The following is a 26,330-nucleotide window of genomic DNA, read 5'->3' as shown; positions in this document are numbered from 1 at the left end:
CTCGTGGCGCATTCTTGCTGTGTCATCCACCCGAAGCCGCACGGGACGAGGTGGGACCGATGGCCGGGAGCGACGAGCAGGCGGTCCGTACGCGGGCCCGGCTGACCGCGCTGCTGGCGGACGTCTCGACCGGCGCCCTCACCTCGGCCGGCGGCCGGGTGGCGGGCGTGTACCTGCGCTCCCGCGCGCCGGGCCTGCTGCGCCTCGCGGTGCTCACGGGGCTGCCCGGTCCGCTGTTCAGATCCTGGTGGCGGCTGCACGTGGGCCGGCCGTTCCCGGTCGCCGACGCCTACCGGCTCGGCGTCCACGTGGTCCTGCCGAACGCCACGGAGACCATGCGCCGGTATCCGCAGTTCGCGGCCGGCCTGCCTTTCCCGTTCGGGTCGGTGCACGTGCCGGTACCGGGCGGGACCGGGCCGCTCGGGGTGCTCACGGTCCTGTACCCGGCGGTGACGGACACCGTGGACGACCTGCTGGACCGGGAACTGCTCGGCCGGCTGGCCGAGGGCCTGGGCACCGAGCTGCTCGGCCTGGCCGACGGGGACGAGAGCGCGATCACCTGGGACGGCGAGCCGCTGTGCGTAAGGCCGCCCGCGGGCCGGCCCGCCCGGGCCGCCATAGGACGCTTCAGCTGGGACCCGTCGACCTCCCTGGTCCGTGCGGACGACCGGCTGCACGCGCTGCTCGGGCTGCGCCCCGGCGAGTTCGCGGGGACGACGACGGAGTTCGCGAACGCCGTGGCCCCCGCCGACGCGCACCGGGTGCTGGCGGCGCTGCGCGACACGGCCGCCGGGAAACCGCCGGGCGCACCGCTGAGCGTGCGGGCCCGCGACGGCACACCGCGCCTGCTGGACCTGTGGCCGGACCCCGCGGACCGGGCCGGGACGGCGGCCGGGACGGCGGTCAACGGGGTGGTGTTCGAACCCGGTACGGCCGCCTCCGCCGACGGTGCGGCCGACCTGCTGCCGGAGGGCGTGCTGTGCGTGGACCGGCTGGGGCTGATCGTGTACGCCAACCCGGCGGCGGCCCGGCTCACGGGCCGGGCGCGGGAGCGCCTGCTGGGGCAGCCCCTGTGGGACGCGCTGCCCTGGCTGACCGGGCCGCCGTACGACGACCACCTGCGCGGGGCCCTGCTCTGCCCCGAACCGGTGCACTTCCACGCCCGGCGGCCGGCCGGCGACCGGGACGGGCCCGGCGAGGGCGCCTGGCTGGCGGTGTCGGTGCACCCCGGCACGGACCTGCTGACCTGCGTGCTCGTCCCGGCCAGCCGGGTGGACGCCGCGAGCGGGCCGGTGCCCGAGGTCCAGCACGCGGAGCACACGGTGGCGGGCGCCCACGCGATGGCGCCGCTGTACCGGCCGATCGCGCTGGCCATCGCGCTGACGGACGCGGTGACCGCCCGGCAGGTGTCGGCGGTGGTGATGCAGGAGCTGCTGCCCGCGTTCGGCGGCCGGCGGCTGGCCATCTACCTGCTCCAGGACCGGCATCTGTACCTGGCCTGGGAGACGGGGTTCCCGCAGGGGTTCCTCGCGCCGTTCGAGGGCATCGGCCTCGACGCGCACGTGCCCGGCGTGGAGACGCTGACCACCGGCCGGCCGCTGTTCTTCGAGTCCATGGGGCAGCTCGCGGCGGCCTATCCGGGGCTCGCCCTCGACGCGCGGGTGGGTTCGCGTGCCTTCCTGCCGCTGATCGCCTCCGGCCGGCGGGTGGGCTCCTGCATCCTCGGCTTCGACCACGAGCGCGGGTTCAGCACGGAGGAACGCGCGGTCCTCACCGCGCTCGCCGGGCTGATCGCGCACGCGATGGAGCGGGCACGGCGCTACGACGACGAGGCGGCCCTCGCCCGCGGCCTCCAGCAGGCCCTGCTGCCCCGGCGGCTGTCGACGCATCCGCGGGTGGAGACCGTGGGCCGGTACCTGCCGGGAACGCAGGGCATGGACGTGGGCGGCGACTGGTACGACGTGGTGGAGGCCGGGGACGGGCTCGCCCTGGTCATCGGTGACGTGCAGGGGCACGGGGTGCAGGCGGCCGCCACGATGGGCCAGCTCCGCAGCGCGGTGCGCGCGTTCGCGCTGGGCGACCGGCCGCCGGACGAGGTGCTCAGCGGCACCAACCACCTGCTGATCGACCTGGACCCCGGCCAGTTCGCCAGCTGCTGCTACCTGCGCCTGGACCCCGCCACCGGCCTGGCCCGGATCGCCCGGGCGGGCCATCCGCCGCCGCTGCTGCGCTGCCCGGACGGCCGGACCCGGCTGCTGGACATCGCCGGGGATGTCGTCCTCGGGGTGGATCCGCACGCCCGGTACCCGGTGACCCAGCTGTGGCTGGAACCGGACGCGATCCTCGCCCTGTACACCGACGGCCTGGTGGAGCGGCCCGGCGCCGACATCGACGACGGCATCGCGGCGCTGCGGCTGGCGCTCGCCCAGGCCGGTGCGGGGGCCGGCCGGGGCGGCGGGCGGTCCCTGTCCGGGGTCGCCGACCGGCTGACGGCCGCCGCCCGGCACGCCACCGCCCGCCCCGACGACGTGGCCCTCCTGCTGGCCGCCCGCCGCCCGGCGCCGGCCGGTGACCGGGCGCCGCGCTCCCCCGGGCCCGGTCCGGCGCCCGGCTGCCGTCGCCCCGGGTGATGGTCTCGCCTGACGGCGCCGGGCAGTGTAGACATGGGCACATGGTGCGACTGCCCGGCCGGCCCGTGACCCGGCCGCCCCGACCTTTCGGGTACCCGCGCGCACCGCACAGCCCGCCACCGGGGGACCGCGGCGCGGACGGCAGCCGGCCGGGGGTGCTCCGGGCGGCCGTGACCGGGCGCAGCGTGGCCGGGCAGGTCTTCGTCCTGCAAGTGGTGATCGTGCTGCTCCTGGTCGTCTCGGCGGTGGTCGCCCAGGTGCTCCAGGTGCGGCACGACAGCGACACCGAGGCGAGCAACCGTTCCCTCGCGGTGGCCCAGACGTTCGCCAACGCGCCCGGCACGGCCGCCGCCCTGCGCTCCGCGGACCCCACGGCCGTGCTCCAGCCGCGCGCGGAGGCGGCCCGCAAGGCGACCGGCGTGGACTTCATCGTCGTGATGAACACCCACGGCGTCCGCTACACCCATCCGCAGCCCGGCCGCATAGGCCAGAAGTTCGTCGGCACGATCGCCCCGGCCGTGGCCGGCGGCACGGTCACCGAGCACATCACCGGCACCATCGGGCCGCTGGTGCAGGTCGTGGTGCCGGTGAAGGACACCGGTGGCCAGGTGGTGGGCCTGGTGGCGGCCGGGATCACCACCGCGCACGTGGGCGGGGCCGCCGACCAGCAGCTTCCGCTGCTGCTGGCCGCCGCGGCCGCCGCGCTCGCGCTGGCGACCGCGGGCACGGCCCTGGTGAGCAGACGGCTGCTGCGCCAGACGCACGGCCTCGGGCCGTACGAGATGACGAGGATGTACGAGCACCACGACGCGGTGCTGCACGCGGTCCGGGAGGGTGTGCTGATCGTCGGCGGTGACGGCAGGCTGCTGCTCGCCAACGACGAGGCACACCGCCTGCTGGACCTGCCGGCGGACGCCGAGCAGCGGCACGTGCTGGAGCTGGGCCTGGACGACGAGACGGCGGGACTGCTGGCCTCGGGGCGGGTCGCCACGGACGAGGTGCACCTGGTCAAGGACCGGCTGCTGGCGGTCAACCAGCGGCCCACGGACCTGCGCGGCGGCCCGCCGGGCAGCGTCACCACGCTGCGCGACTCCACCGAGCTGCGCGCCCTGTCGGGCCGCGCGGAGGTGGCGCGGGAGCGGCTGAACATGCTGTACGAGGCCGGTGTGGGCATCGGCACCAGCCTGGACGTGACCCGGACCGCGGCGGAGCTTGCGGAGCTGGCGGTGCCCCGGCTCGCGGACTTCGCGACGGTGGACCTGTTCGACGCGGTGCTGGGCGGGGAGGAGCCGCGTCCGGGGACGGCACTGCGCCGCACGGCCTGCGTGGGCATCCGCAAGGAGACCCCGCTGTATCCGCTCGGCGAGCGGATCCGGTTCGTGACCACCTCGCCGCAGGCGCGCGCCCTGACGACCGGGCAGTCGGTCGTGGTGCCGCGGCTGCGCGACGAACCGGGCTGGCGGGCGCAGGACCTGGAGCGCACCGACCAGGTGCTGGCGTTCGGCATCCACTCGCTGATCACGGTGCCGCTGCGGGCGGGCGCCCTGGTGCTGGGCGTGGCGACCTTCTGGCGTGCGGAGAAGCCGCAGCCGTTCGACGCCGAGGAGCTGGCCCTCGCGGAGGAGCTGGCGGCGCGGGCGGCGGTGTCGATCGACAACGCCCGCCGGTACACCCGTGAGCACAGCATGGCGGTCACCCTCCAGCGCAGCCTGCTGCCGCGCACCCTGCCCGAGCAGGGTGCCCTGGACCTCGCCTACCGCTATCTGCCGGCCCAGTCGGGGGTGGGCGGCGACTGGTTCGACGTGCTGCCGCTGTCCGGTGCCCGGGTGGCCCTGGTCGTCGGGGACGTCGTGGGGCACGGGCTGCACGCGGCGGCGACGATGGGCCGGCTGCGTACGGCCGTGCACAACTTCTCCTCGCTGGACCTGCCGCCGGACGAACTGCTGAGCCTGCTGGACGAGCTGGTCGGCCGGCTCGACCAGGACGACGAGACATCGGTGACGGGCGCGTCCGTGGTGACGGGCGCGACCTGTCTGTACGCGATCTACGATCCGGTGTCCCGGCTGTGCACGATGGCCCGGGCCGGTCATCCGCCGCCCGCGCTGGTGCGGCCGGACGGCGGTGTGGAGTTCCTTGACGTGCCCGCGGGACCGCCGCTGGGCCTGGGCGGGCTGCCGTTCGAGACGGCCGAGCTGGAACTGCCGGAGGACAGCCGGCTGGTGCTGTACACCGACGGTCTGGTGGAGGACCGGGAGCGGGACATCGACGAGGGGCTGGGCCTGCTGCGTGACGCGCTGCTGCGGACGCCGGGCGCCTCCCCGGAGGACACCTGCCGTACCGTGCTGGACCGGCTGCCGGCCCGGCCGAGCGACGACGTGGCGCTGATCGTCGCCCGCACCCGGGTGCTGGGCGACGACCGGGTCGCGCAGTGGCAGGTGCCGTCCGACCCGGCGGCCGTGTCCGAGGTGCGGGACTCGGTGACCCGGCGGCTGGCCGACTGGGGCCTGAACGAGCTGGCGTTCACGACGGAGCTGATCCTGAGCGAGCTGGTCACCAACGCCATCCGCTACGGGCGCCCCCCGATCGGGGTACGCCTGCTGCGCGAGCGCACGCTGATCTGCGAGGTGTCCGACCGCAGCACGACCTCGCCGCACCTGCGGTACGCGGCGAGCACCGACGAGGGCGGCCGGGGTCTGTTCCTGGTCGCCCAGCTCGCCGGGCGGTGGGGCACCCGGTACACCCCGAACGGCAAGGTGATCTGGGCCGAGCAGCCGCTTCCCTGAGGGTGCGGGGTGCGGGCAAACGGTTTGAGAACCCATGTTCCCGCGGGTGATGATCTTCGGCATGTTCTCGCGCAGGAATCGCCGCACCGACCGGTTCACGTCACCCGCCCTCCGCACCGCCTGGGAAACCCTGGACGCCGGGGACGTACCCGGTGCGCTGCGGCAGGTACGGCAGGCCGGGGAGGACCAGCCGCTCGCCGAGGTGGCCCTGGTGGTGGGGCGGGCGGCGGGTGCGGCGGGGTTCGACGACCTCGCCGACGCCTCGGCCGCGCTGGCCGCCGCCCCGGAGGACCCCCGGGCGCTCTACCGCTTCGGGTACGCGTGTGTCGAACGCGAGGTGCCGGATCTGGCGGTTCCCGCGCTGCGTGCGGCACTTCGCCTCAGCGGCGGGTCGCCGCGGGTGCTGCGGGAGCTGGTGTCGGCGTACGAAGCCGGGGGCCGGCACCGGGAGGCGGTGGCCGAACTGACCCGCCACGAGGACCGTCTGGAGGACTGGCCGGACCGGTATCTGCTGGTGTTCAACGCCGTCTTCGGGGGCGACCTGGAGCTGGCCCGGCGTCAGCACGCGCTGCTGGGCGACCCGGAGGACGAGCGGTGGCGGCCGGCGCGGGACCGGCAGAACCGGATGCTGGCGCGGGCCGCCGACGCCGAGCGGGCGGGCCGGCTCGACGGGGCCGATCTGCGGGGCTGGCAGTACGTGCTCGGCGGCACGGTCCTGGGCACGCTGTCCCCCTACGGCTTCGACGCGGGCATGAACGGCCGCTATGCCTGGCTCCAGGACACCCCGGACCAGTGTCTGCGCGGTCTGCTGCGGCTGCGGGACCTGCTGGCGGCCACCGGGGTGCGGCCCCGGTCGGTGTCGCTGCTGCCGGACCGGGACTCGCGGATCCTCGGGCTGGCCGCGGCACAGGTGCTGGACCTGCCGGCGGAGCCGTTCGCGCCGGGCCGGGCGGACACGGTGGTCGTGGCGTACGACCTCGACGGGCTCGCGGCGCACGACGGCGGGCCGGAGCTGATCGGGAAGCTGTTCGAGCGCGCCCCGGGGCAGGTGCTGCACGCGCACGCGTGCTGCTGGACGGACCCGCCCGCCATCACCCCGGACAGCGCGGGCCTGCTGTACCAGTCGGTGGTGGCGCCGTGGGGTCCGCAGCTGCGCCCGTCGGCGGGCGGCGGGGTCGAGCAGGGGCCGGCGGACGACCGGCCGGAGGCGGAGGTCGCCGCCGGGATCACCGCGGCGGACCCGTCGCCCGACCCCGGGGACGGCGACGGCCCGGCGGACGGCGACACGGAGTTCGCCGCGTTCGCCACGGCCGTGAAGGGCACGTGGCTGCGCGGCGAACGGGTGCGTGTGCGGTCCGCCGGGCCGGTCCCTAGTTCCCGGTTCGCCTGAGGCGAGCGGCGCTCAGCCGCCGTCGAGCCGCGAGCGCAGCAGCTGCTTGCCCAGCTCGGCGCCCTTGCGGCTGTCGGACTGTGCCTTGCGGAAGAGCTCCACGACCTCGTTGTCCTTGTCGCGCTCCGCGTCCTGGATGTACTGCTCCAGGCGCAGGGCGTTGCTCAGGCACGCCTCGACGTACCAGATGAGGTTGTAGTCCTTGTCGCGGGTGCCGGTGACGTCGCCGGTCTCGCTGGTGCTGGTCATCCCGGGTCTCCTCCTTCTGTCGACCCTGTGCCGATTCCGCTTGCCGGCACGCCGGGTACCCGTGCGCCCCGCGGGCACACCGCCGGATCGGGCCGTCCCTGCTCGCCTGGCGCGTGTACGGGCTGTGACGTGCCGGTGACGGGCCTCAGCCGAGGGCGCGGTCCAGGTTGAACGCGGCGCTGATGAGGGACAGGTGGGTGAAGGCCTGCGGGAAGTTGCCCTGTTGCTCGCCGGTGCGGCCGATCTCCTCGGCGTACAGGCCGAGGTGGTTGGCGTAGGTGAGCATCTTCTCGAAGGCCAGCCGGGCCTCGTCGAGCCGGCCGGCCCGGACGAGGGCCTCGACGTACCAGAACGAGCAGATGGAGAAGGTGCCTTCGTCGCCACGCAGTCCGTCGGGGCTGGCCTGCGGGTCGTAGCGGTAGACGAGCGAGTCGGAGACGAGGTCCTCGGTGAGGGCGTCCAGGGTGGACAGCCACTTGGGATCGGTGGGGGCGATGAACTTGGCGAGGGGCATCATCAGCAGGGACGCGTCCAGCACGTCGCCGCCCTCGTACTGCACGAAGGCGTTCCGGCGCCGCGACCAGCCGCGTTCCATGATCCGCCGGTAGATGGTGTCGCGGGCCTGGCGCCAGCGGCGGTGGTCGGCGGGCAGCCCGCGGTGGGTGGCCAGGCGGATGGCCCGCTCGATGGCGACCCAGCACATCAGCCGAGAGTACGTGAAGTCCTTGCGCCCGCCGCGGGTCTCCCACACGCCCTCGTCGGGCTGGTCCCAGTGGTCGCACACCCAGTCGACCAGGCTGCACACGTCGTCCCACTGGCCGCTGGAGATGGGCTGGGCCCACTTGTCGTAGAGGTAGATGGAGTCGATCAGGGCGCCGTAGATGTCGAGCTGGAGCTGGCCGGCGGCGGCGTTGCCGACCCGGACCGGGGCCGAGCCCAGGTGACCTTCGAGGTGCGGCAGTTCGCGTTCGGGCAGCTCGGTGCGGCCGTCGATGCCGTACATGATCTGCAGCGGGCCGGAGCCGTCGCCGCAGCCGGGGCTGATGTGCGTGGTCAGGAACCGCATGAACGCCTCGGCCTCGCCGGCGAAGCCGAGCCGCAGCAGCGCGTAGACGGCGAAGGCGGCGTCGCGCACCCACACGTACCGGTAGTCCCAGTTGCGCTCGCCGCCGAGCTGTTCGGGCAGGCTGGTGGTGGGCGCGGCGAGGATGGCGCCGGTGGGGGCGTAGGTGAGGAGCTTCAGGGTGAGCGCGGAGCGGTGCACCATCTCGCGCCAGCGGCCCCGGTAGCGGGACTGGTGCAGCCAGCGCCGCCAGTAGGCGACCGTGGCGTTGAACTGGTGCTCCGCCTCCTCGTGGGCGCAGCCGCGCGGGGACACCGCGCCGTCGACCTGGTCGAGGGCGAACACGGCGGACTCGCCCTCGCCGAGCTTGAAGTCGGCGCGCGCGTCCCGGCCGTCGCACTCCAGGGCGACGGTCGAGGTGAGCGACAGCGACTGGACGGCCGACTCGAACACCACCATGCCGTCCAGGGGGCGCACGGTGTGCGCGGCGGCGCCGTAGTCGAAGCGGGGGGCGACCAGCACCCGGAAGGGGACGGTGCCGCGGACGCACACCACGCGCCGGATCAGCCGGTGCCGGCCCGCGTCCCCGGGCTCCTCGCCGGCGATCGGCATGAAGTCCTGCACCTCGCCGACGCCGTCCTCGGTGAAGAACCGGGTGATCAGCACGTTGGTGTCGGGGAAGTAGAACTGCTTGGTGCGGGCCGGGACGGCGGCGGCCAGCTCGAAGCGGCCGCCGCGCTCGGCGTCGAGGACCGCCGCGAAGACGCTCGGGGAGTCGAAGGCCGGGCAGCAGTACCAGTCGATCGTGCCGTTGCTGCCGACGAGGGCCACCGTGCGCAGGTCGCCGATGAGTCCGTGCTCGGCGATGGGCAGGTAGCGGTGGTCGCGGGGTCCGTTCCCGTGGAACGGCGATTCGGCCATCGGCGGCCTCCCGGTGAGCGGGGCGGTACGGGCGGTATATGCCTGTTGCGAGTGTTTTCCAGCTTAGGCGAGTGATTCGCCGTGGGGTGGGCAGGCGGTCCACACCCGCCCCCGGGGCGCTTTCCGGATGCAGGGTGCGCCGGGGAGGGCAATGGTGAGAGTGTGCCCCGTTCGAGAGGCACCGGCACGGATGCGGTCATCCGGACCGAGGAGGAGGCATCATGTCGACATCCACACCCGAAGAGTCCCGTTCGCCGGACGACGTCTGCACCCCGGACGCCCTGCTCCACTCCGCGCCCGCCAGGGACGTCACCCCTGAGGACCTGGTGATGGCGGCGGGCAGGGACGTCACACCGAAGACCCTCGACTGGGCGCGTCGCAAGCTGGAGTCGGAGGGCACGGCGGCCATCGAGAAGCTGCTGCCCTAGGCGATCCGGGGAGCGCAGGGACACGAACGGGGAACCGGCCGGGCGCGCGCCCGGCCGGTGTCCTGTGTACGGGGTGCCGCGCGGAGGGCGGCGGGGCCACCGCGGCGGGCCGCCGCCGGCGGTCACTCCGGCAGTCGCGTCTCGTCCGGTACGACGTGCATCGCCGCCTCCTCCGCACCGGCCGCTCCGGCGTCGATGCCGACGTCCTCGGCGATCTCCTCCTTGGTGGTGTCGGCGTGGGCGCCCTCGTCCGGCGCGACCAGCCGGCCCGCGCGGGCCGCGCCGGCCTCGGGGTCGACCGGTTCGCCCTCCCCGCCGGGCAGGTCGCCGATCTCGTCGCCGGCCGGCGGGGTCACGTCGGGGACCTCCTGGCCGAGCCGTTCGTCCAGGGTCTCCCCCTCGTGCTGCTCGGCGGCGGTGGTGCCGTGCTTGGTGACGGCGAGGGGCCGCTCGGGCGGGGAGTAGCCCTCGTCGAGCATGTCGTCGTAGGAGCGCTCGCCGACCGCGTCCTGGAGGTCCAGGGGGCCGGCGTCCTCCTGTTCCTCGTTGCTGCCCGTGGGCTGGTAGACGTCGTCCGCCATGGGGGTCTGCTCGGACTGCTGGTCGCTCATGGTCGCCTCCTCCGGGTTCGCGGGCGGTCCTGGTCCGCGTTTCCCGTGACCGGATCATTAACCCCGCCGGCGCCCGGGCGGATCGGCCGGCGGAGTGTCCGGCCGGGCCGGCCGTCCGCCTCTGACGGCCCGGGGCCCGTCAGGGGGAGGCGTGCGGGCCGTCCGGACGGCCCGTCCTCTGCCGGACCGTCTCGCGGCTCAGCTCCTCCGTCTCCGTCTGCGGCAGCCGCTCGAAGCCGTCCTCGGTGATGACCGAGACGACCGGGAAGATCCGGCGGCTCAGGTCCGGGCCGCCGGTGGCCGAGTCGTCGTCCGCCGCGTCGGTGAGCGCCTGGAGCGCGGCGAGGGCCGCCTCCCGGCGGGAGAGGTCCGGACGGTACAGCTTCTTCAGGGCGCCCCGCGCGTACGGGGAGCCGCTGCCCTCGGCGTGGAAGTGCCGCTTCTCGTAGAGCCCGCCGGCCGCGTCGAAGCCGAAGATCCGGCCGCGTCCGCCCCCGGGCGCGGTGAGGTCGTAGCCGACGAGCAGCGGGACGACGACGAGCCCCTGCATGGCCTGGGCGAGGTTCCGCCGGATCATGGCCGCGAGACGGGTCGCCTTCGCGCCGAGCGTCATCGGGACGCCCTCGACCTTCTCGAAGTGGGTCAGCTCGACCTGGTAGAGCCGCACCATGTCGAGGGCGAGGCCGACGGTGCCGGCGAAGGCGACGGCCGTGTGGTCGTCGGCGGGGTGCACCTTCTCCAGGTCGCGCTGCGCGATGAGGTTGCCCATCGTGGCCCGGCGGTCCCCGGCGATCAGCACGCCGTCGCGGTAGGTGAGCGCGAGCACGGTGGTGCCGTGCGGGAACCGGTCCGCCGGTACCCGGACCCCGGGCGGGAGCGGGGGCGCCGTGGGCAGCAGCCCCGGGCGGTGTGCGCTCAGGAACTCGGTGAAGGACGACGTCCCCGGTGTGAAGAAGGCCTCGCTCGGCAGGCCCGCGCTGTCGTTGCCCGGCATGACTCCCCCTCCAGTGCCGCACGGCGGTACCCGAGTCCTACCTGGGGCCGGCGCGCGGGAAACTCCCCCGTGCTCACAGGGCCTTGCGGCGCACCAGCACCCCGAGCACCAGCAGGCCGGGGAGCAGCGGCAGCCAGACGGTCAGCAGCCGGTAGCCGAGGACGGCGGACGCGGCGGCGGCTCCCGGGGTCCCGGCGGCGGTGAGGGCGAGGCCGAGGGCGGCGTCCAGCGAGCCGAGGCCGCCCGGGGAGGGCAGCAGGGCGGCGGCACTGCTGGCCGCGAGGTACAGCAGGGCCACCTGGAGCGGCGCGAGCGGCAGGCCGACGGCGCGGGTGACGGCGATCAGCACCAGCGCGTGCAGCCCGGCGAAGGCCAGCGATCCGCCCCACAGGGCGGCGGCGCGGGCCGGGCAGGCGTGCAGCGCCCGCAGGTCGGCCACCACGCCGGCGAGCGCCCGTCGGCAGCGCGGCCACCACGGGGTGGCGAGCGGGGCCGCGGCGAGGGCGACGACGCCCAGGGCCACGGCGACCGCCGCCGGGGAGAGGTGCGGGAGGCGCAGCAGTCCGGGGCAGGCCGGGGCGAGCAGCGCGATCAGCGCCAGGCGGACGGCGGCGCCCGCGGCGGCCTTGACGGCGAGCGCGCCGGCCGAGCGGCCGGCCGGGAGCCCGCAGCGCGTGAGGAACCGCAGGTTCACCGTGCCCGCGCCGAGCCCGGCGGGCAGCAGGTGGTTCGCGGCCGACGCGGCGAACTGGGCGGCGACCAGCCGGGGTCCGGGCAGCCGCGGTACGACGGCTCCCTGCTGGGCGAGCGCGGAGGCCGCCCAGGTGCCGATGGCCGCGACGGCCCCGACCAGCAGCCAGCCGTGATCGGCGACGGCCAGCCGGCCGGCGCCGCTCTCGACCGCGGGCCAGTGCCGGTGGACCAGGTACAGCGCGGTGAGCAGTACGGCGAGACAGGCGCCCGCCTGCCAGCGGGCGCGCCGGCGGCCGAGGGAGGCGGTGAGCCCGGCCGGTGAGGTCATGAGGCGGCGCCCGGTACGACGTAGTAGAGCCGGACCGCGCCGACGGGTACGGAGGGCCAGTGGCGGGCGTACCGGGGCGGCGCCGACCCGGCCGGCACGAGGGTGGCGACCGGCGCCCGCCGCGCGGTCCGGGCGATGCCGTCCTCGGTGGTGTTGGCGTTGGGGCCGCTGGTCGCGGCGGAGGCGCAGCCGGCCGCGAAGCCGACGGGGATGGCCTCCTGCCCGGTGACCAGGCAGGGCGGTCGCACCCCGCGGCGTCGCATCTCGGCCGCGGTGCGCCCCCAGGCGTCATGCGCGGCGGTGGCGGCGCCCACCACGTGCAGGAGGACGACGAGCTGTACGGCGAGATGGGTGGCGAGGCAGGCACCGACCGCCACGAGGGCCAGGGGCCGCCGGGCCGGGCGGAGTGCGGGGAGGTGGTCGGAGGTCGGGTGAGGAGCCGGGTCCGGGCGCGCGGTCGGGCGCAGGAGCGGGAGCCGGCCGCCGGCGCCCGAGGCGGGTCGGTGGTCCGGGGGCCGGGCCCGGCGGGGGCCCGTGGCCAGGTGCGCCAGTGCGTCGGCTACCGGGATCGCGAGGAGGGCGTAGGCGGGCAGCAGGAAGCGGGGTGCCGCGTAGCCGATCAGGAACAGGTAGGGGAACGCGGCGGTCGCCGCACAGGCCAGCGGCAGCACCGTGGCCGCAGGGCGCCGTCCGCGCCGGGCGACGGCCAGTGCGAGGGCGGCCAGCACGGGCAGCGCGCACCACCAGAGCGTGACCAGCGGGTGCGGCAGGGCACCGGTGCACGGCCGGCACAGCGTGCGCCCGCCCAGGGCGCGCAGCTGGTCCACGACGGCGAGGTGCCAGCCCAGGCCGCCCTGGATCGCCGAGCCGTCGGACAGCCGGCGCGCCAGACCGCCGTAGCTCGTGTACGCCTCGACCACCCACTCGGCGGCGCCGGCGGCGAGCCCGGCGAGGAGGACGAGCAGGGCCCGCCGGTCGCGGCGGGCCAGGCCGAGCGCGAGCAGCGGCACGGCCGCCCAGACCGCGTCCACCGGCCGCATCCCCGCCATCAGCGCCGCGCTCCCCGCCAGCCCCCACAGCGCGCCCCGGTCGGTGGGGGCGCGCAGGAAGCAGGCGACGGCGGCCAGGGCGGCGACGGCGACCCAGTAGTTGGGCATGGCCTGCGGGCCGTAGAACAGGGTGACCCAGAGGGACGCGAACAGGGCGCCGCCGAAGGCGAGGACCCGGACGGGGAACAGTCCGCGCCAGGCGCGCAGGGCCAGGAACAGGGCGAGGCCGGAGAGGAGGGCGAGGTAGGTCCGCAGCAGGGCCGTCGACGACGACCACGCCGCCACCGGGGCGACCAGCAGGGAGACGCCCCGGGCGCGGGGTGCGCTGAAGAAGGAGGCGGGAGCGTGTCCGCTGACCTGGCTGACGTACACCGTCTCGTCCCAGCCGAGCCCCAGACCGGGGCGCACGAGGACCAGCTGGGCCAGGGTGAAGGCCCCGGCGACGGCCGCCGTCGGCCAGACCGCGCGCCCGGAGCCGGCGGACGCGCGGCGCGCGCGCTCGCGGTTCGCCGCGTCGACTGTCGCGTGCGCACTGCCGGCCATCTCCACCCCTCCGTCCCCGTCCCCTACAGCCCGTAGGGCCCGCAGCCACCCTACGGCCTGTAGGGCCGGAGACGGGAGTAGGGGAAAACACGGACAAACTAACCCGAACGCCCTGTCCGTGCCCGCAGGCAGGGCCATCCGGCCGACGGCCCTACGCGCTGTAAGGTTGGGACATGGCTGGCACGAGGTCCCGCGGCAGAGCGGAGCGGCGCAGCGCCGGGGCGCTGGAGAGCGAGGTGCTGGCCGCCCTCTGGGCCACCGAGCGACCGCTGACCCCGGCGGAGATCCAGCACGAGATCGGTGGCGGGCTCGCGTACAACACGGTCCACACGATCCTCAAACGGCTGTACGACAAGGGTCTGGTGCTGCGGGACGCCGACGGGCGGCGCGGCGCGTACCGGCCGGCCAAGAACGCGGCCGAGCTGACCGCCCAGGCGATGCACGAGGCACTGGACCGGGGGCCGGACCCGATCGCCGCGCTCCAGCAGTTCGTGACGGGGCTGAGCGCCGAGGAGGAGCGGGCGCTGCGTGACCTGCTCGCCGGGGACGGCGCGTGAGGCCGGGCTCATGAGGTGCGGCGCATGACGTTCGACGTGTACGCCCCGCTGGTGCTGTCGCTGCTGCTGTCGGCCGTCGCCCCCGTGCTCGCCCGGCGGGCCGCGCCGGCGCTGGCCGCGCGCGTGCTGGCCTCGGCCGCCGTGCTGACGGCGGCCGCCACCACGTGGTCGCTGCTCCTGCTGGCCGCCGCGCTGCTCGGGGACGCGCCGCCGGTGATCCGCGAGGCCCGCGAGGACGGGCGTCCGCTGACCGACCCGGTTCCCATGGTGATCGGGCTGGCCGCCTGCCTGGCACTGGCGACCGTCGCCGTGCGCGTCCACCGGGCCGTGCGCGCCGAGCGGTGCACGCGGCGCGCGCTACGGCGGCTCGGCGCGGGGCAGCCGGCGGACACCGAGCTGATCGTCGCCGCCTCGGAGGTGCCGCGCGCGTTCGCGATCCCGGGGCGGCCGGGCCGGATCCTGGTCACCTCCGCGATGCTGAGCGCGCTGGGCCCCGCCGAGCGACAGGTGCTCCTCGCCCATGAACGGGCCCACCTCAGGCACCGGCACGGGCTGCTGGTGTCGGCGGTCACGCTCGCGGCGGCGGCCGATCCGCTGCTGGAACCGGTGCGCGCGGCGGTCGCCTTCCTGGTGGAGCGGTGGGCCGACGAGCGGGCGGCAACCGTCGTCGGGGACCGGCGGGTGACCGCGCGGGCACTGGCCCGCGCCGCCCTCAGCGCGGGCCGGTCGCGTGTGGGGTGCGCCCTGCAGTTCACCGACCGGGCCGTCACCCGCCGGATCGCGGCCCTCCAGACGAGCCCGCCCCCGCGTCTGGCGTCCGCGGCCCTGGCCGTCCTCGCCCTCGGCACCCTCCCGGCCCTCCTCGCCGCGGACGCCACCGGCGACCTGCTGCACCTGCTGTCCGGCGCGCTCGACTGACGGCCACGAACCCCGCACGGCAGCACCCCCCGCCGCCGGCACCTTCCCGGCCCGCTGCACCCGCGGCCCGGCACGCTCAACTCAAGGCCGCGAGCCCCGCCTTCCCCGCCCTCCTCCCCCACCCGCTGCACCCGCGGCCCGGCGCGCTCCACTGAGGGTCACGAGCCCCGCACGGCGGCACCCCCCGCCGCCGGCACCTTCCCGGCCCTCCTCCCCGGCACGCTCGGCTGACGGCCACGAACCCCGCGCGGCAGCACCCGGCACCCGGCACCCCGGCCTGCTCACCGCCGGTGCCGTCGGCGACCGGGGCGCGAGCACCATGGCGCTTCGTCTGCGCGGCGGCACTCGGTCGCCGGCCGGTGACGGGGCCGGGCCACCACCGGCACCCGGACCCGTCCACCGGGCCGCCGCACGGACACCCCGTCCCGCCCGGTCCGGCAGCCGCTCACCCCCCGAACGCGCCGCCTTCCCCGCCGCCCGGTCCCCGGTGCGGCGGCTGTCGCGGCGTGGGGCGCCGGGGTGCCGGCGGTACCGCGCGGACGGCCGGGCCGTCGGTGCTGACCGTGAGCGGTTCGCCGTGGTGGCGGAGCGTCAGCGGCGGGCCGTCGAGGAGCGCGTACGTCACCTTGTCCGCGCCGATGTCCACGCGCAGCCTGCGCCCGCGGAACTGGATGTTGAAGGCCAGGCGGCGCAGCCGCTCGGGCAGGCGGGGGGCGAACCGCAGCCGGTCGCCGTCGTGCCGCATGCCGCCGAAGCCCGCGACCAGGGCCATCCACGTGCCGGCGAGGGAGGCGATGTGCAGTCCGTCCCGCGTGTTGTGCTCCAGGTCCTGGAGGTCCATCAGCGCTGCCTCGGCGGTGTAGGCGTAGGCGAGGTCCAGGTGGCCGGTCTGGGCGGCGATGACGGCCTGGCAGCAGGCGGACAGGGAGGAGTCGCGGACGGTCAGCGGCTCGTAGTAGGCGAAGTTCCGGGCGATCTGCTCCTCGTCGTGCCCCTGCTCGAACCAGTCGCCGCAGGTGTACATGGCCAGCACCAGGTCGGCCTGTTTGACGACCTGCTTGCGGTAGAGGTCGAAGTAGGGGAAGTGGAGCAGCAGCGGGTACTGGTCGGGGCGGGTGCCCTCGAAGTCCCAGCGCTGGTAGCGGGTGAAGCCGGCGTGCTGCTCGTGGACCCCGAGTTCGTGGTTGTAGGGGACGTGCATGGAGTCGGCCGCGTCCCGCCAGGCCGCGCTCTCCTCCTCGTCCACCCCGAGCCGCCGCGCCTGGTCGGGATGGCGTTCGGCGGCGTCGGCGGCTGCGAGCAGGTTCTGGCGGGCCATCAGGTTGGTGTAGGTGTTGTCGTCGGCGACCGCGCTGTACTCGTCGGGGCCGGTGACGCCGTCGAGGTGGAAGACGCCGTGGATGTCGTGGTGGCCGAGCGAGCGCCACAGCCGGGCCGTCTCCACCAGCAGTTCCACGCCGGTCTCCCGCTCGAAGGCGGTGTCGCCGGTGGCCTGGACGTGCCGGACGACGGCGTCGGCTATGCCGGCGTTGACGTGGAAGGCGGCGGTGCCGGCCGGCCAGTACGCGGAGCCCTCCGGCCCGGCGATGGTCCGCCAGGGGAACGCGGCGCCGGCGAGCCCGAGTTGGGCCGCGCGTTCGCGGGCCTCGTCCAGGGTGTTGTACCGCCAGCGCAGCGCCTCGGCGACGGCGCCGGGCGCGGTGTGGGTGAGCACGGGCAGCACGAACATCTCGGTGTCCCAGAAGGCGTGCCCGTCGTAGCCGGAGCCGGTGAGCCCCTTGGCGGGGATGGCGCGCTGCTCGGCGCGGGCGCCGGCCTGGAGGACGTGGAACAGCGCGAACCGGACGGCCTGCTGGATCTCCTCGTCGCCCTCCACCTCGACGTCGGCGCGGGCCCAGAAGTCGTCCAGCCAGGCCCGCTGGTCCTCGAGCAGGCCCTGCCAGCCGTCGTGCCCGGCGGCGGCGAGCGCGGCGTCGACCTGGTCGGCCATCGCGGGCAGCGACCGGGTGCCGGACCAGCCGTGGGCGACCAGCTTCTCCACCCGCAGGGTCTGTCCGGGCTCCAGCACCGAGGTGACGGTCAGCCGCGCCACGTCGATGCCGCTCTCGCTGCGGCTGGTGGTGCGTTCGGGTCCGGTGACGACGTGGTCGGCGGCCACGGCCACCCTGAGACCGCTGCGCCGGGTGCGGTGCACCAGCCGCAGCCGGTTGCCGGAGGCGAAGCCGTCCTCCTGCTCCAGCGGGGACTTCAGCGCCTTCGCCGCGCGCGGGTCGCCGTCGGGGTCGGGCAGGCTCTCGTTGGCGACCAGCTCGGACTGGATCACCACCCGGCTGCGGCTGCCGACGGCCTCCACCTCGTACGCCACGGCGGCCACGGCCCGCTGGGTGAGCGAGACCAGCCGGGTGGAGCGCACCCGTACCGTGGAACCGGCCGGAGAGGTCCACTCGCAGGTCCGCTCCAGCACCCCGCGGCGCAGGTCCAGGACGCGTTCGTGGGCGACGAGCCGGCCGTAGCGCAGGTCGAACGGCTCGTCGTCCACCAGCAGCCGGATGACCTTGCCGTTGGTCACGTTGATGACGGTCTGCCCGGACTCCGGGTAGCCGTAGCCGGCCTCCGCGTACGGCAGCGGATGCACCTCGTGGACGCCGTTGAGGTAGCTGCCGGGCAGGCCGTGCGGTTCGCCCTCGTCGAGGTTGCCGCGCCAGCCGACGTGCCCGTTGGACAGGGCGAACACCGACTCGCTCTGGGCGAGGACGTCGAGGTCGAGGGCGGTCTCCCGGACGGTCCACGGTTCGACGCCGTAGGAGCGGTCGGTGATCACTGCTTGCCTCCCAGTTCGGCCAGGTCCTTGACGACGATGTCGGCGCCGTGCGCGTACAGCGCGTCGGTCTGGCCCACCCGGTCGACGCCCACGACGTGGCCGAAGCCGCCCGCGCGCCCGGCGTCCATGCCGGCCAGCGCGTCCTCGAAGACGGCAGCGCGGGACGCCTCGACGCCGAGGTCCCGGGCGGCGGCGAGGAAGGTGTCGGGGTGCGGCTTGCCCGGCAGGTTCCGCTCGGCCGCGACCACGCCGTCGATCCGGACGTCGAAGAAGTGCTCGGCGCCGACCGCGCGCAGCACGTCCCGGCAGTTGGCGCTGGAGGAGACGATCGCGGTGCGCAGCCCCGCGGCGCGCACCGCCTCCAGATACCGCAGGGTGCCCTCGTAGGCCTCGACCCCGCCGGTGCGGATCTTCTCCAGCAGCAGGTCGTTCTTGCGGTTGCCGAGGCCGTGCACGGTGCGGGCGTCCGGCGGATCGTCCGGGCCGCCTTCGGGGAGGTGGATGCCGCGTGAGGCGAGGAAGGCGCGGACGCCGTCGGCACGCGGGCGGCCGTCGACGTACTCGTCGTAGTCGGAGGCGGCGTCGAACGGCCGCCCCTGTTCCCCCTCGTAGTCGCGCAGGAAGGCGTCGAACGTCTCCTTCCAGGCCGCCGCGTGCACGACGGCGGTCTTGGTGACGACCCCGTCGAGGTCGAAGAGGCAGGCCTGGATGGTGTCGGGCAGACCGAGCTGAGTCATATCCGGACTGTTCCCCGCGAAGCGGCCGTCCAGTGAGTGGCGCACGCCACACTCCCGGCAGGCGGGGGATGCCACACTCTCCGTGTGCCGCTGACCTTCGACGACCTCATCGCCCGTGCCCGCGCCCTGCCCCGGGACGGCCGGCGTGCCCTGCTCGGCATCGCGGGCAGTCCCGGTTCGGGCAAGACGACACTGGCCGAGCGCCTGGTGGGCGCGCTGAACGGCGACGGCCCGCCGTGGGCGGCGCACGTGCCGATGGACGGTTTCCACCTCGCGGACGCCGAACTGGACCGGCTGGGCCGCCGGGACCGCAAGGGCGCTCCGGACACCTTCGACGCGGCCGGGTACGCGGCGCTGCTGCGGCGGCTGCGCGAGGAGACCGGCGAGGTGGTGTATGCGCCGGGGTTCGAGCGGGTGCTGGAGCAGCCGCTCGCGGGCGCGATCCCGGTGCCGCCGGGGGCCCGGCTGGTGGTGACCGAGGGCAACTACCTGCTGCTGCGGGAGGGTTCGTGGGCGCGGGTGGGTCCGTGCCTGGACGAGGTGTGGTTCTGCGAGATCGCCGAGGAGGAGCGGATCCGCCGGCTGGTCGCCCGCCACGAGGAGTTCGGCAAGGAGCACGAGGCGGCCGTGGCCTGGGTGCGCGGATCGGACCAGCGCAACGCCGAGCTGGTGGCGACGACGCGGCAGTGGGCGGACCTGGTGGTGCCGGCCGGTGTGCTGCTCGCCGTGAGCTGACGTCCCGGCACCGGCCTGCGGCGCCGTGCCGACCGGACACGAACGGGCGCCGGTTGCCGCGCTCGTCGGCGGGGCCGCTCCCGCAGGCCGGTTCCGGCAGGCACAGCGATGTGACTGGCCGGGGTGAACCCCGAGCGGCTGCGGGCCGTATCCGTGTGCACGGCAGAAGGTCTGCCGGTGTGACGCGTACGGCGGTGAGGGCCGCGGGGGCGGCGGGGCGACGGCGGGGCGGTGATCGGGCCCGGCGGCCCGCCCGCCGCCGCCCGGCCCCTTCCGCCGCGGGACGGATGATGGCGCGCGAACGGCACCCGGTCCTCACCCCCGCCGCCCCCGCCGCGGTCCCGGCACGACAGGACCCGTCGGGGCGGTGGGCCCGGCCGCGCCGGCACCGGCGGTGGCTGCCGCCGGTGCTGGTCGTCCTGCTCCTCGGGCAGATGGCCGCGGCGATGGTCACCACGGCGGTGCGGCAGACCCCCACCATCGACGAGCCGGTGTACGTCGCCACGGCCACCGACTATCTGCGCGAGCACCGGCTGCGCTACAACCCCGAGCACCCGCCGCTCGGAAAGCTGCTGATCGCGGCCGGGGTGGCGGTGGCGGACCCGCGCTACGACCCGTCGTACCCCGGCGACCAGGGGCAGGCGGGCCGGCACCTGCTGTACGCGTCGGGCAACGACCCCTGGCGGCTGATGCTGTGGGCGCGGCTGCCGGTGATCGCGGTGACGCTGCTGTGCGGGCTGGTGGTGGCCGCCTTCGCCCGGGACCTGACGGGTACGGCGGGCGGCCTGGTCGCGCTCGCCCTGTACGCGTTCTCGCCCGACGTGATCGCGCACGGTTCCCTGGCCACGCTGGACCTGCCGGCGGCCGGAGCCGTCCTGACCGCTGCCTGGCTGGTGTGGCGGGCCCGGCGCCGCCCCGTCCTGTACCTGCCGCTCGCGGGGGCGGCGCTGGGCGCGGCCGCGGCGACCAGGATGAGCGCCCTGCCCGCGGTGCCGGTGCTGATGGCGCTGGCGGCGGTGTCCGCCCTCGCCGCCCACCGGTCCGCCCCGGCCCCGCGGCGGTGGCCCCTGGCCTGGCTCGGGGCGCGGCGTCCGGCGGTGTCGGCGGTGGTGGCCGCCGTCGTCGTCGCGGTCGTGGCCCTCGCCGTCGTGTGGGCCGCGTACCTCGTCGTCGACCCCCGGCTGGGGTTCGCACCGGCCGGGCCGGTGCCGGGTGTGCACGGGGCGCGGGCGCGGCTGGTGGAGCTGCTGCCGGTGCCGCCGGCGTACCGGGCGGGGATGCGGGTGCAGTTCGGGCTGGAGCAGCAGCCCTGGCAGGGGTACCTGTTCGGGCACCTGTACACCGGCTCGCTCTGGTACTACCTGCCGGCCGCACTGCTGGTGAAGACCCCGCTCGGGCTGCTGGCGCTGGGCGCGGCCGGTGCGGTCGCGGTCGTGGCGGTACGGCGGCTGCGTCCGGCCGCGCCGTACCTGCTGGTGCCGCCCGTGGTGCTGCTCGCGGCGGCGATGACGGGGTCGCGGGACTTCGGCACCCGGTACGCGCTGTGCGTGCCGGTGTTCCTCGCGGTGGCGGCGGCCTGTGTGCCGGCCCTGCGGTGGCGGTGGCGCGGGCTCCTGACCGGCGCCCTGGTGCTGTGGGTGGCGGTGAGCTCGCTGCGGACGTTCCCGTACTACCTGCCGTACGCCAACGAGGCGTTCGGCGGTCCGGAGCGCACCCACCGGCTGCTGCACGATTCGAACGTGGACTGGGGCCAGGACCTGGGACGGCTCGCCGACCGGCTGCGGGAGCGGTACCCGGGCCGGCGGGTGTGGCTGGTGTACAAGGGCAGCGGCGTCCCGTCGTACTACGGCATCGAAGCCGCCGATCCGCGCGCGGTGCCGCCGGAGCGGGTGCACGGGCTGCTGGTGGTGTCGGACTCCGCCGCCGCCAAGGCGCGCGGCCGGCTCGCGCGGCTGCTGGCGAGCAGCCGGCCGGTCGGCGAAGTGGGCCATTCCATCGGCCTGTACGTGCGGTGAGCCCGGTGTCTCAACCCCCTGGTCGCTACGGGCGGTGAGCTATGTTGAGTCCTCGTGGCAGACAAAGGAGGCCGACCGGTGCCCTCGCCGCAGCAGGCACGCGCACAGGCATCAGCGATCACGTCGGGCAGGACGGTGCCCGCGGCCGAGGCCGCTCCGACCTCCCGGCTCAGGGAGCTGTTCGACGGCCCGCGTCTGTCACCGGGGCAGCGGCGCATCGCCCAGTACCTGATCGAGCACATCACCGAGGCCGCGTTCCTGTCGATCACCGAGCTCGCGGACCGGGTCGGGGTCAGCCAGCCCTCCGTCACCCGGTTCGCCGCCGCCGTCGGCTTCAGCGGCTATCCGGCGCTGCGCGAGAGGCTCCAGTCGATCGCGCTGAGCAGCCTCGCCGGGGGGCCCGGCGAGGAGAACCGGGCCAACGAGCTGCAGGCGGCCGTCGACGCCGAGATCGAGAACCTGGAGAACCTGCGGCGGGACTTCGCCGACCCCGACCGGGTCATCCACGTCGGCCGCGAGCTGTCCCGCTCCACCCCGCTGACCGTGCTGGGCCTGCGCATCTCGGTGTCGCTCGCCGAGTACTTCGGCTACGCGGCCCGCCGTATCCACCCGGACGTGCGGCTGGTGACCCGCGGCGGCAGCGTGGCCTACGACGCGCTGCTGCAGGCCCGCGAGGCCGGCGGCGGCTGGGTGCTGGCCTTCGCCATGCCCCGGCACTCCCAGGAGACGCTGCACGCCGTCCGGGTGGCGCGCGGCGCAGGCCTGAAGGTCGCCCTGGTGACGGACCTGGCGCTGGGGCCGCTGGCCGACGAGGCCGACGTCACCTTCGCGACCGGCACCGGCTCCCGGCTGGTGTTCGACTCCTACGCGGCGCCCGGGGTGCTGGCCGCGGCGCTGCTGCAGGCCATGACCGACGCCGATCCGGAGCGCACCCAGGCCCGGCTGGAGAAGTACGAACAGCTCTCCGAGCAGCACCAGTTCTTCCTGAGGGACTGAGCCGGGGCCGGTCAGGCCGATCCTTCCGCCCGTTGCGGGCATCCGTGAAGATCTTGCGGTCGTCCGTGCCGTGGACGGGGATGATTCACCGCATAACGCGCATGAATGTTTTCATACGTCTTGAAAACCGGTCGGCATATATAAATACTGCTCGGCGGGCTCCCCCGCTCGTCCGGGGCCCGCGCACGGACACCCCGCGCCGCCGTCCCTACCCACGTCGGCGCCCGGGGTGCACCGGGGCGCGCCGTCTGCGCGACGCGCCCGTGGCGGCCCCGGTCATCCCCTGGACCGGGGCCGCCCCGAACCCGTCGGCCACCCTCCGACACCGCACCACCGGAAGCGATGGACATGACCCTGACCAGCACGCGCATCAGTCGGGACTGGCCCTGTCAGGTCAAGACGCCGGGCTCGTACGACTGGGAGCGCTCGGCCGCCAAGTGGCTGCGGGAGCTGATCCCCGCGCGCTACGCCAGCTACCCGGCGCTCATCCGGTACCCGGTCCTGCTGGCCCGGCACGCGCAGATCCAGGTGCAGCAGGAGATCCGGGTCGCGCGCACCGCCCTGCAGACCGCGCGGGCCGAGCTGCCCGTGCTCGGGCTGCCCGAATCGGTGATCGAGCACACGATCAAGCTGTACGCGGCGGAAGTGCTGCAGTTGCAGCACATCGCCCGCAGCGTGCGCGCGGTCAGCGAGGCCCTGGCCACCCGTGGCACCGCCCGCTGACCTGGCCGGCCCGCTCATCCACGCCCCTCACCGCTCCTCCCGCCGCCTCGCCGCGCCGCCTCCCGGGCCGCCCCCTGCTGTCCACCGGTCGTGTGCATCCCGACCCGGCAGACGAGTGATCGAGCGGTCCCGGATGTGCGATGCTCATCGCGTGACGAGCGAGCCCCTGCCCCCGGCGGACCGCGGAACCGGCGCCGACCTCGCCGCGCTGGCCAAAATCGTGGCTCGGCAGCGCGCCGAGATGGAACGACTGCGGGACCTCGCCGCCACCTCCGCGGTCCTGGAGCGGGCCAAGGGCGCGCTGATGGCCATCACTTCCTGCACCCCAGACGCCGCCCACCAGGAGCTGGTCCAGCGCGCCAAGGACGGCAACCGCACCCTCCTCGAACAGTGCTGGCTCACCCTAGGAGCCCTGCCGTCCCGGCAGCAGTCCGCCACGCCCCCCGCCGCGGCCACCGCCGTGCGCTCCTGGGAGGGCCTGCCCGCCGGCACCACCGACCTGACCGACGTCCTGGGCCACATCGGCCGCGACCTGCTCCGGGTCGGCTCACCTCACGAGCTGGCCGGCTGCCTCATGGACCACCTCGCCTCCGAGGCGGGCGCCGACGCGGTGATGCTGTACGAGCGGCTCCCCGAGGGCGGGCTCGGACTGATCGGGTACGCCGGCCTCGACCCCGCCCTGGCCGCCCAGTGGCGCCAGCTCCCCCCGGTGACCAAGGTGGCCGCGCTGGACGCCCTGGGGTCCGGGGAGCCGCGCTGGCTGGAGGACGTCGCCCGGGACCGCGCCCGGTACCTGCTCATCGGGGATCCCCCGGAGCGGTGGCCCACCCGGGCCTGGCTGCCGGTGCCGGCCGGGGACGCCGCCTGCGTCGCCCTCGGGGTGCTGCGCCGGCACGGCGAGCCGTTCACGGACCGCGAGCGGGAACTGCTGCGGGCCGTGGCCCGGCTGTGCGCGGGCCGGCTGCGGGCCTTCGACAGCCCGCGCGCCGGCGCGCCCGCGGACGTCTCCCAGACCGTGCAGGCGGTCTTCGACGCGCTGCCGGGCGCGGCGATCCTGCTGACCCCGCTGCGCGCTCCCTCCGGCGAGGTGGAGGACTACCTCATCGACGCCGCGACCCCGGAGGCGGTCGACGTGTTCGGCCGCACCGGCCGGGCCATGGTCGGCAGCCGTGTCCTGGAGAGCTACCCCTCGGTCGCGGGCGAACCGCTGTGGCAGGGCTACCTGCGGGCCCTGGAGACCAAAGTGCCCTTCGAGGGCGAGCCGTTCGCCTACCAGGACGTGGTCGGCGACGTGCCCGTGACCGCCACCTACACCGTGCGGGCCGCTCCGCTGGGCGAGCGACTGGTGGTGACCTGGCTGCGGCACGACCCGGTGGAGCGCCAGGAGCAGCGCCTTGCCGACGTGCAGCGGCTCGGCAACCTGGGCTGGGCGAACTGGAACCTGGTCACCCAGGAGATCTCCTGGGCCACGCAGACGTACGCCGTGCTCGGTCTGCGCCCCGGGCAGCGGCCGGTCCGCCTGGAGGAGCTGCCCGACCTGGTCCTGCCCGAGGACACCGGGCCGTTGGCCCACGCCATCGCCGAGCTCGTCTCCCGCGGCCAGCCGTTCGACGTGCCGTTCCGCGTCGAGACGCCCGAGGGGGTCCGGCATCTGCGGATGGTCGCCGAGGCCGTCACGGCGCCCGACGGCACCCCGGTCGAGGTGCACGGCTTCGTCCAGAACCTCACCGCGCAGCGCAGCGCGGAACTCGCGCTGGTGGAGAGCGAGCGCGCGATGCTGCTCCAGCGCGGCATCCTCCAGGCCGAACGGGCGCTGGCGGCCCGGCTCCAGCACGCCCTGCTGCCGCTGCCCAGCAAGCCGGTGCTGCTGGCCGGGCTGCGCGTCGAGGTCGCCTACCTGCCCGCGCAGGCCGGCATCCACGTCGGCGGCGACTGGTTCAGCGCGATCGAACTGCCCGACTACGACGCGCTGTTCGTGGTCGGCGACGTGGCGGGCCACGGCATCGACGCCGTAGCCACCATGGCCCAGCTCAGGTTCACCGCGAAGGGCATGGTCAGCACCGGCTCCTCGCTCACCGGGGCGCTGGCGCGGCTCAACCAGCTGCTGCTGCACTCCCGCGACAGCCAGATCACCGCCACCATGGTCCTCGCCCGCTACGACCCCGAACGGCAGGTCCTCGCCTGGGCGCAGGCGGGGCACCCGCCGCCGCTGCTGGTGCGCCGGGGCGAGGTCCGCTTCCTCGAACGGCCCGGCGGCATGCTGCTCGGCGCGACGGCCGCCCCCGCCTACGAGTCGCGGGAGCTGCGGCTGGAACCCGGCGACCGGCTGCTGCTCTACACCGACGGCCTGGTCGAACGCCCAGGCGAGGGCCTGGACGCGGGCTTCGCCCGGCTGGCCGAGGCGGTGCGCGACCACGGCAGCGGCGAATCCGGCTCCCTGGACGCGCTGCTCGCGACGATGCTGGCGGACGAGCGGCGCGACGACGTCTGCGTGCTCGACATCCGGATGCCCCTGGAAGGCGTGCAGGACGCGGCGGAGGAGGCGGTGGGCTGACGACGCCGCACTCGTCACGGTGGCGGCGTTCAGTCCGCGGGGTGGCCGGCGTCGATGGTGACGGCGTCGGAGAGGCGCAGCAGAGATCCGTCGCGGCCCTCGCCCCACTCGACGGGGTCGAGCAGGAAGCCGACGTGGTCGCCGCCGTCGGTGCGCCGCAGGACGGCACCGACGAACCAGGCCGCCGTGTCCTCCAGGACGGGGGTGCCGCCGGGCCCCTCCCGCCAGGCGAGCCGCGCGAACTTGTCGACCTCGTCGCCCGTCTCGCCGCCGAGGAGTTCCGCCAGGTCGCGCTGGTCGCGGGTGAGCAGATGGACGGCGAGGAACCGCGCGTCCCGGGCGACCCGGTAGGTGTGGTTGACCTTGGACAGCCACACGGTGAACCGGGGCGGCCGGATGGAGCACTGCGAGGCGAAGCCGACCAGGCAGCCGGCGCGCCTGCCGCTCGCCGTGGCGGTCACCACGCACATGTCCGGGTCCAGCCGGTCGAAGAAGCCGTCCAGGTCCGGCCGTGCCTGCCGGCCCCGCGTGCCGCTCTCGTCCGCCATCCCGCTCCACTCCCGTCCGCCGTCGTCCGCCGTCGGCCAGCGCG

At 75.4% G+C, this 26,330-nt stretch carries 20 protein-coding genes; 11 read left to right on the top strand and 9 right to left on the bottom strand.

Translation table 11 applies throughout. The features are described 5' to 3' along the window. Positions 1-59 precede the first annotated feature (59 nt). From ACZ5DC_RS19605 to ACZ5DC_RS19595, 3 genes are all read left to right on the top strand, one after another. The gene (locus ACZ5DC_RS19605) at positions 60-2,630 is read left to right on the top strand and encodes a SpoIIE family protein phosphatase (RefSeq protein WP_468654271.1); all 2,571 of its coding nucleotides are present in this window, start codon (positions 60-62) and stop codon (positions 2,628-2,630) included. A gap of 41 nt (positions 2,631-2,671) precedes the next feature. Next, entirely contained in the window at positions 2,672-5,413 is a 2,742-nt protein-coding gene (locus tag ACZ5DC_RS19600; protein WP_468654269.1) for a SpoIIE family protein phosphatase, read from the top strand. Between the two features lie 61 nt (positions 5,414-5,474). Further along, complete coding sequence (locus ACZ5DC_RS19595; RefSeq protein ID WP_468654267.1) at positions 5,475-6,803, top strand: tetratricopeptide repeat protein; 1,329 nt, start codon at positions 5,475-5,477, stop codon at positions 6,801-6,803. Positions 6,804-6,815: 12 nt separating this feature from the next. Here ACZ5DC_RS19595 and ACZ5DC_RS19590 read toward each other — a convergent pair whose 3' ends face one another. Together ACZ5DC_RS19590 and ACZ5DC_RS19585 are read right to left on the bottom strand one after the other, a co-directional pair. Then, positions 6,816-7,052 carry a hypothetical protein gene (locus ACZ5DC_RS19590; RefSeq protein ID WP_014676749.1) on the bottom strand — a complete coding sequence of 79 codons (237 nt, stop codon included), beginning with the start codon at positions 7,050-7,052 and terminating at the stop codon, positions 6,816-6,818. Between the two features lie 145 nt (positions 7,053-7,197). Then, a complete protein-coding gene (locus ACZ5DC_RS19585; RefSeq protein ID WP_468654264.1) occupies positions 7,198-9,036 on the bottom strand; it encodes a glycoside hydrolase family 15 protein in 1,839 nt (612 codons plus the stop codon). A 221-nt stretch (positions 9,037-9,257) separates the two neighbouring features. On the opposite strand from ACZ5DC_RS19585, the gene ACZ5DC_RS19580 reads away from it, so the two are divergent. After that, entirely contained in the window at positions 9,258-9,464 is a 207-nt protein-coding gene (locus tag ACZ5DC_RS19580) for a hypothetical protein (RefSeq protein WP_468654262.1), read from the top strand. Between the two features lie 122 nt (positions 9,465-9,586). On the opposite strand, the gene ACZ5DC_RS19575 is transcribed toward ACZ5DC_RS19580, so the two are convergent. The 4 genes from ACZ5DC_RS19575 to ACZ5DC_RS19560 all read right to left on the bottom strand — a co-directional run bounded on the left by ACZ5DC_RS19575 (position 9,587) and on the right by ACZ5DC_RS19560 (position 13,682). Next, positions 9,587-10,075 (bottom strand): DUF5709 domain-containing protein, encoded by a 489-nt coding sequence (locus ACZ5DC_RS19575; RefSeq protein ID WP_468654260.1) that lies wholly within the window; start codon positions 10,073-10,075, stop codon positions 9,587-9,589. A 139-nt stretch (positions 10,076-10,214) separates the two neighbouring features. Next, positions 10,215-11,069 (bottom strand): proteasome subunit beta, encoded by an 855-nt coding sequence (gene prcB / locus ACZ5DC_RS19570; RefSeq protein ID WP_468654258.1) that lies wholly within the window; start codon positions 11,067-11,069, stop codon positions 10,215-10,217. A 73-nt stretch (positions 11,070-11,142) separates the two neighbouring features. After that, entirely contained in the window at positions 11,143-12,090 is a 948-nt protein-coding gene (locus tag ACZ5DC_RS19565) for a lysylphosphatidylglycerol synthase domain-containing protein (protein WP_468654256.1), read from the bottom strand. Then, positions 12,087-13,682 (bottom strand): hypothetical protein, encoded by a 1,596-nt coding sequence (locus ACZ5DC_RS19560; RefSeq protein ID WP_468654254.1) that lies wholly within the window; start codon positions 13,680-13,682, stop codon positions 12,087-12,089. Before ACZ5DC_RS19560 ends, ACZ5DC_RS19565 begins: the two co-directional genes overlap by 4 nt. 173 nt (positions 13,683-13,855) lie before the next feature. Here ACZ5DC_RS19560 and ACZ5DC_RS19555 point away from each other — a divergent pair, with 173 nt between their 5' ends. Beyond that, positions 13,856-14,239 carry a BlaI/MecI/CopY family transcriptional regulator gene (locus ACZ5DC_RS19555; protein ID WP_366750964.1) on the top strand — a complete coding sequence of 128 codons (384 nt, stop codon included), beginning with the start codon at positions 13,856-13,858 and terminating at the stop codon, positions 14,237-14,239. A gap of 24 nt (positions 14,240-14,263) precedes the next feature. Continuing rightward, a complete protein-coding gene (locus ACZ5DC_RS19550; RefSeq protein WP_468654251.1) occupies positions 14,264-15,157 on the top strand; it encodes a M56 family metallopeptidase in 894 nt (297 codons plus the stop codon). A 445-nt stretch (positions 15,158-15,602) separates the two neighbouring features. Here the strand turns inward: ACZ5DC_RS19550 and ACZ5DC_RS19545 are convergent, their stop codons facing one another. Next, positions 15,603-17,978 carry a glycoside hydrolase family 65 protein gene (locus ACZ5DC_RS19545; RefSeq protein WP_468654249.1) on the bottom strand — a complete coding sequence of 792 codons (2,376 nt, stop codon included), beginning with the start codon at positions 17,976-17,978 and terminating at the stop codon, positions 15,603-15,605. Continuing rightward, on the bottom strand, positions 17,975-18,715 hold the full coding sequence (locus ACZ5DC_RS19540; protein ID WP_366750961.1) for an HAD family hydrolase: 741 nt from the start codon (positions 18,713-18,715) through the stop codon (positions 17,975-17,977). Before ACZ5DC_RS19540 ends, ACZ5DC_RS19545 begins: the two co-directional genes overlap by 4 nt. Before the next feature lie 84 nt (positions 18,716-18,799). On the opposite strand from ACZ5DC_RS19540, the gene ACZ5DC_RS19535 reads away from it, so the two are divergent. The 5 genes from ACZ5DC_RS19535 (at position 18,800) to ACZ5DC_RS19515 (ending at position 25,738) form a co-directional block, all read left to right on the top strand. After that, a complete protein-coding gene (locus tag ACZ5DC_RS19535) occupies positions 18,800-19,450 on the top strand; it encodes a nucleoside/nucleotide kinase family protein (protein WP_468654247.1) in 651 nt (216 codons plus the stop codon). A 287-nt stretch (positions 19,451-19,737) separates the two neighbouring features. Next, positions 19,738-21,465 (top strand): ArnT family glycosyltransferase, encoded by a 1,728-nt coding sequence (locus tag ACZ5DC_RS19530; RefSeq protein ID WP_468654245.1) that lies wholly within the window; start codon positions 19,738-19,740, stop codon positions 21,463-21,465. Between the two features lie 78 nt (positions 21,466-21,543). Next, entirely contained in the window at positions 21,544-22,461 is a 918-nt protein-coding gene (locus ACZ5DC_RS19525; protein WP_468654243.1) for a MurR/RpiR family transcriptional regulator, read from the top strand. 342 nt (positions 22,462-22,803) lie between these two features. Then, positions 22,804-23,184 (top strand): hypothetical protein, encoded by a 381-nt coding sequence (locus tag ACZ5DC_RS19520; protein ID WP_366750957.1) that lies wholly within the window; start codon positions 22,804-22,806, stop codon positions 23,182-23,184. A gap of 133 nt (positions 23,185-23,317) precedes the next feature. Beyond that, positions 23,318-25,738: a SpoIIE family protein phosphatase gene (locus ACZ5DC_RS19515; protein WP_468654241.1), complete on the top strand. Its 2,421-nt coding sequence runs from the start codon at positions 23,318-23,320 to the stop codon at positions 25,736-25,738. Positions 25,739-25,767: 29 nt separating this feature from the next. On the opposite strand, the gene ACZ5DC_RS19510 is transcribed toward ACZ5DC_RS19515, so the two are convergent. Next, positions 25,768-26,286 carry a flavin reductase family protein gene (locus ACZ5DC_RS19510; protein WP_468654861.1) on the bottom strand — a complete coding sequence of 173 codons (519 nt, stop codon included), beginning with the start codon at positions 26,284-26,286 and terminating at the stop codon, positions 25,768-25,770. Positions 26,287-26,330 lie beyond the last annotated feature (44 nt).

The sequence above is a fragment of the Streptomyces sp. NPDC031445 genome (genome assembly GCF_055581365.1).
The sequence above is the reverse complement of the archived record's forward strand: the minus strand, read 5'-3'. Positions and strand labels throughout refer to the sequence as shown.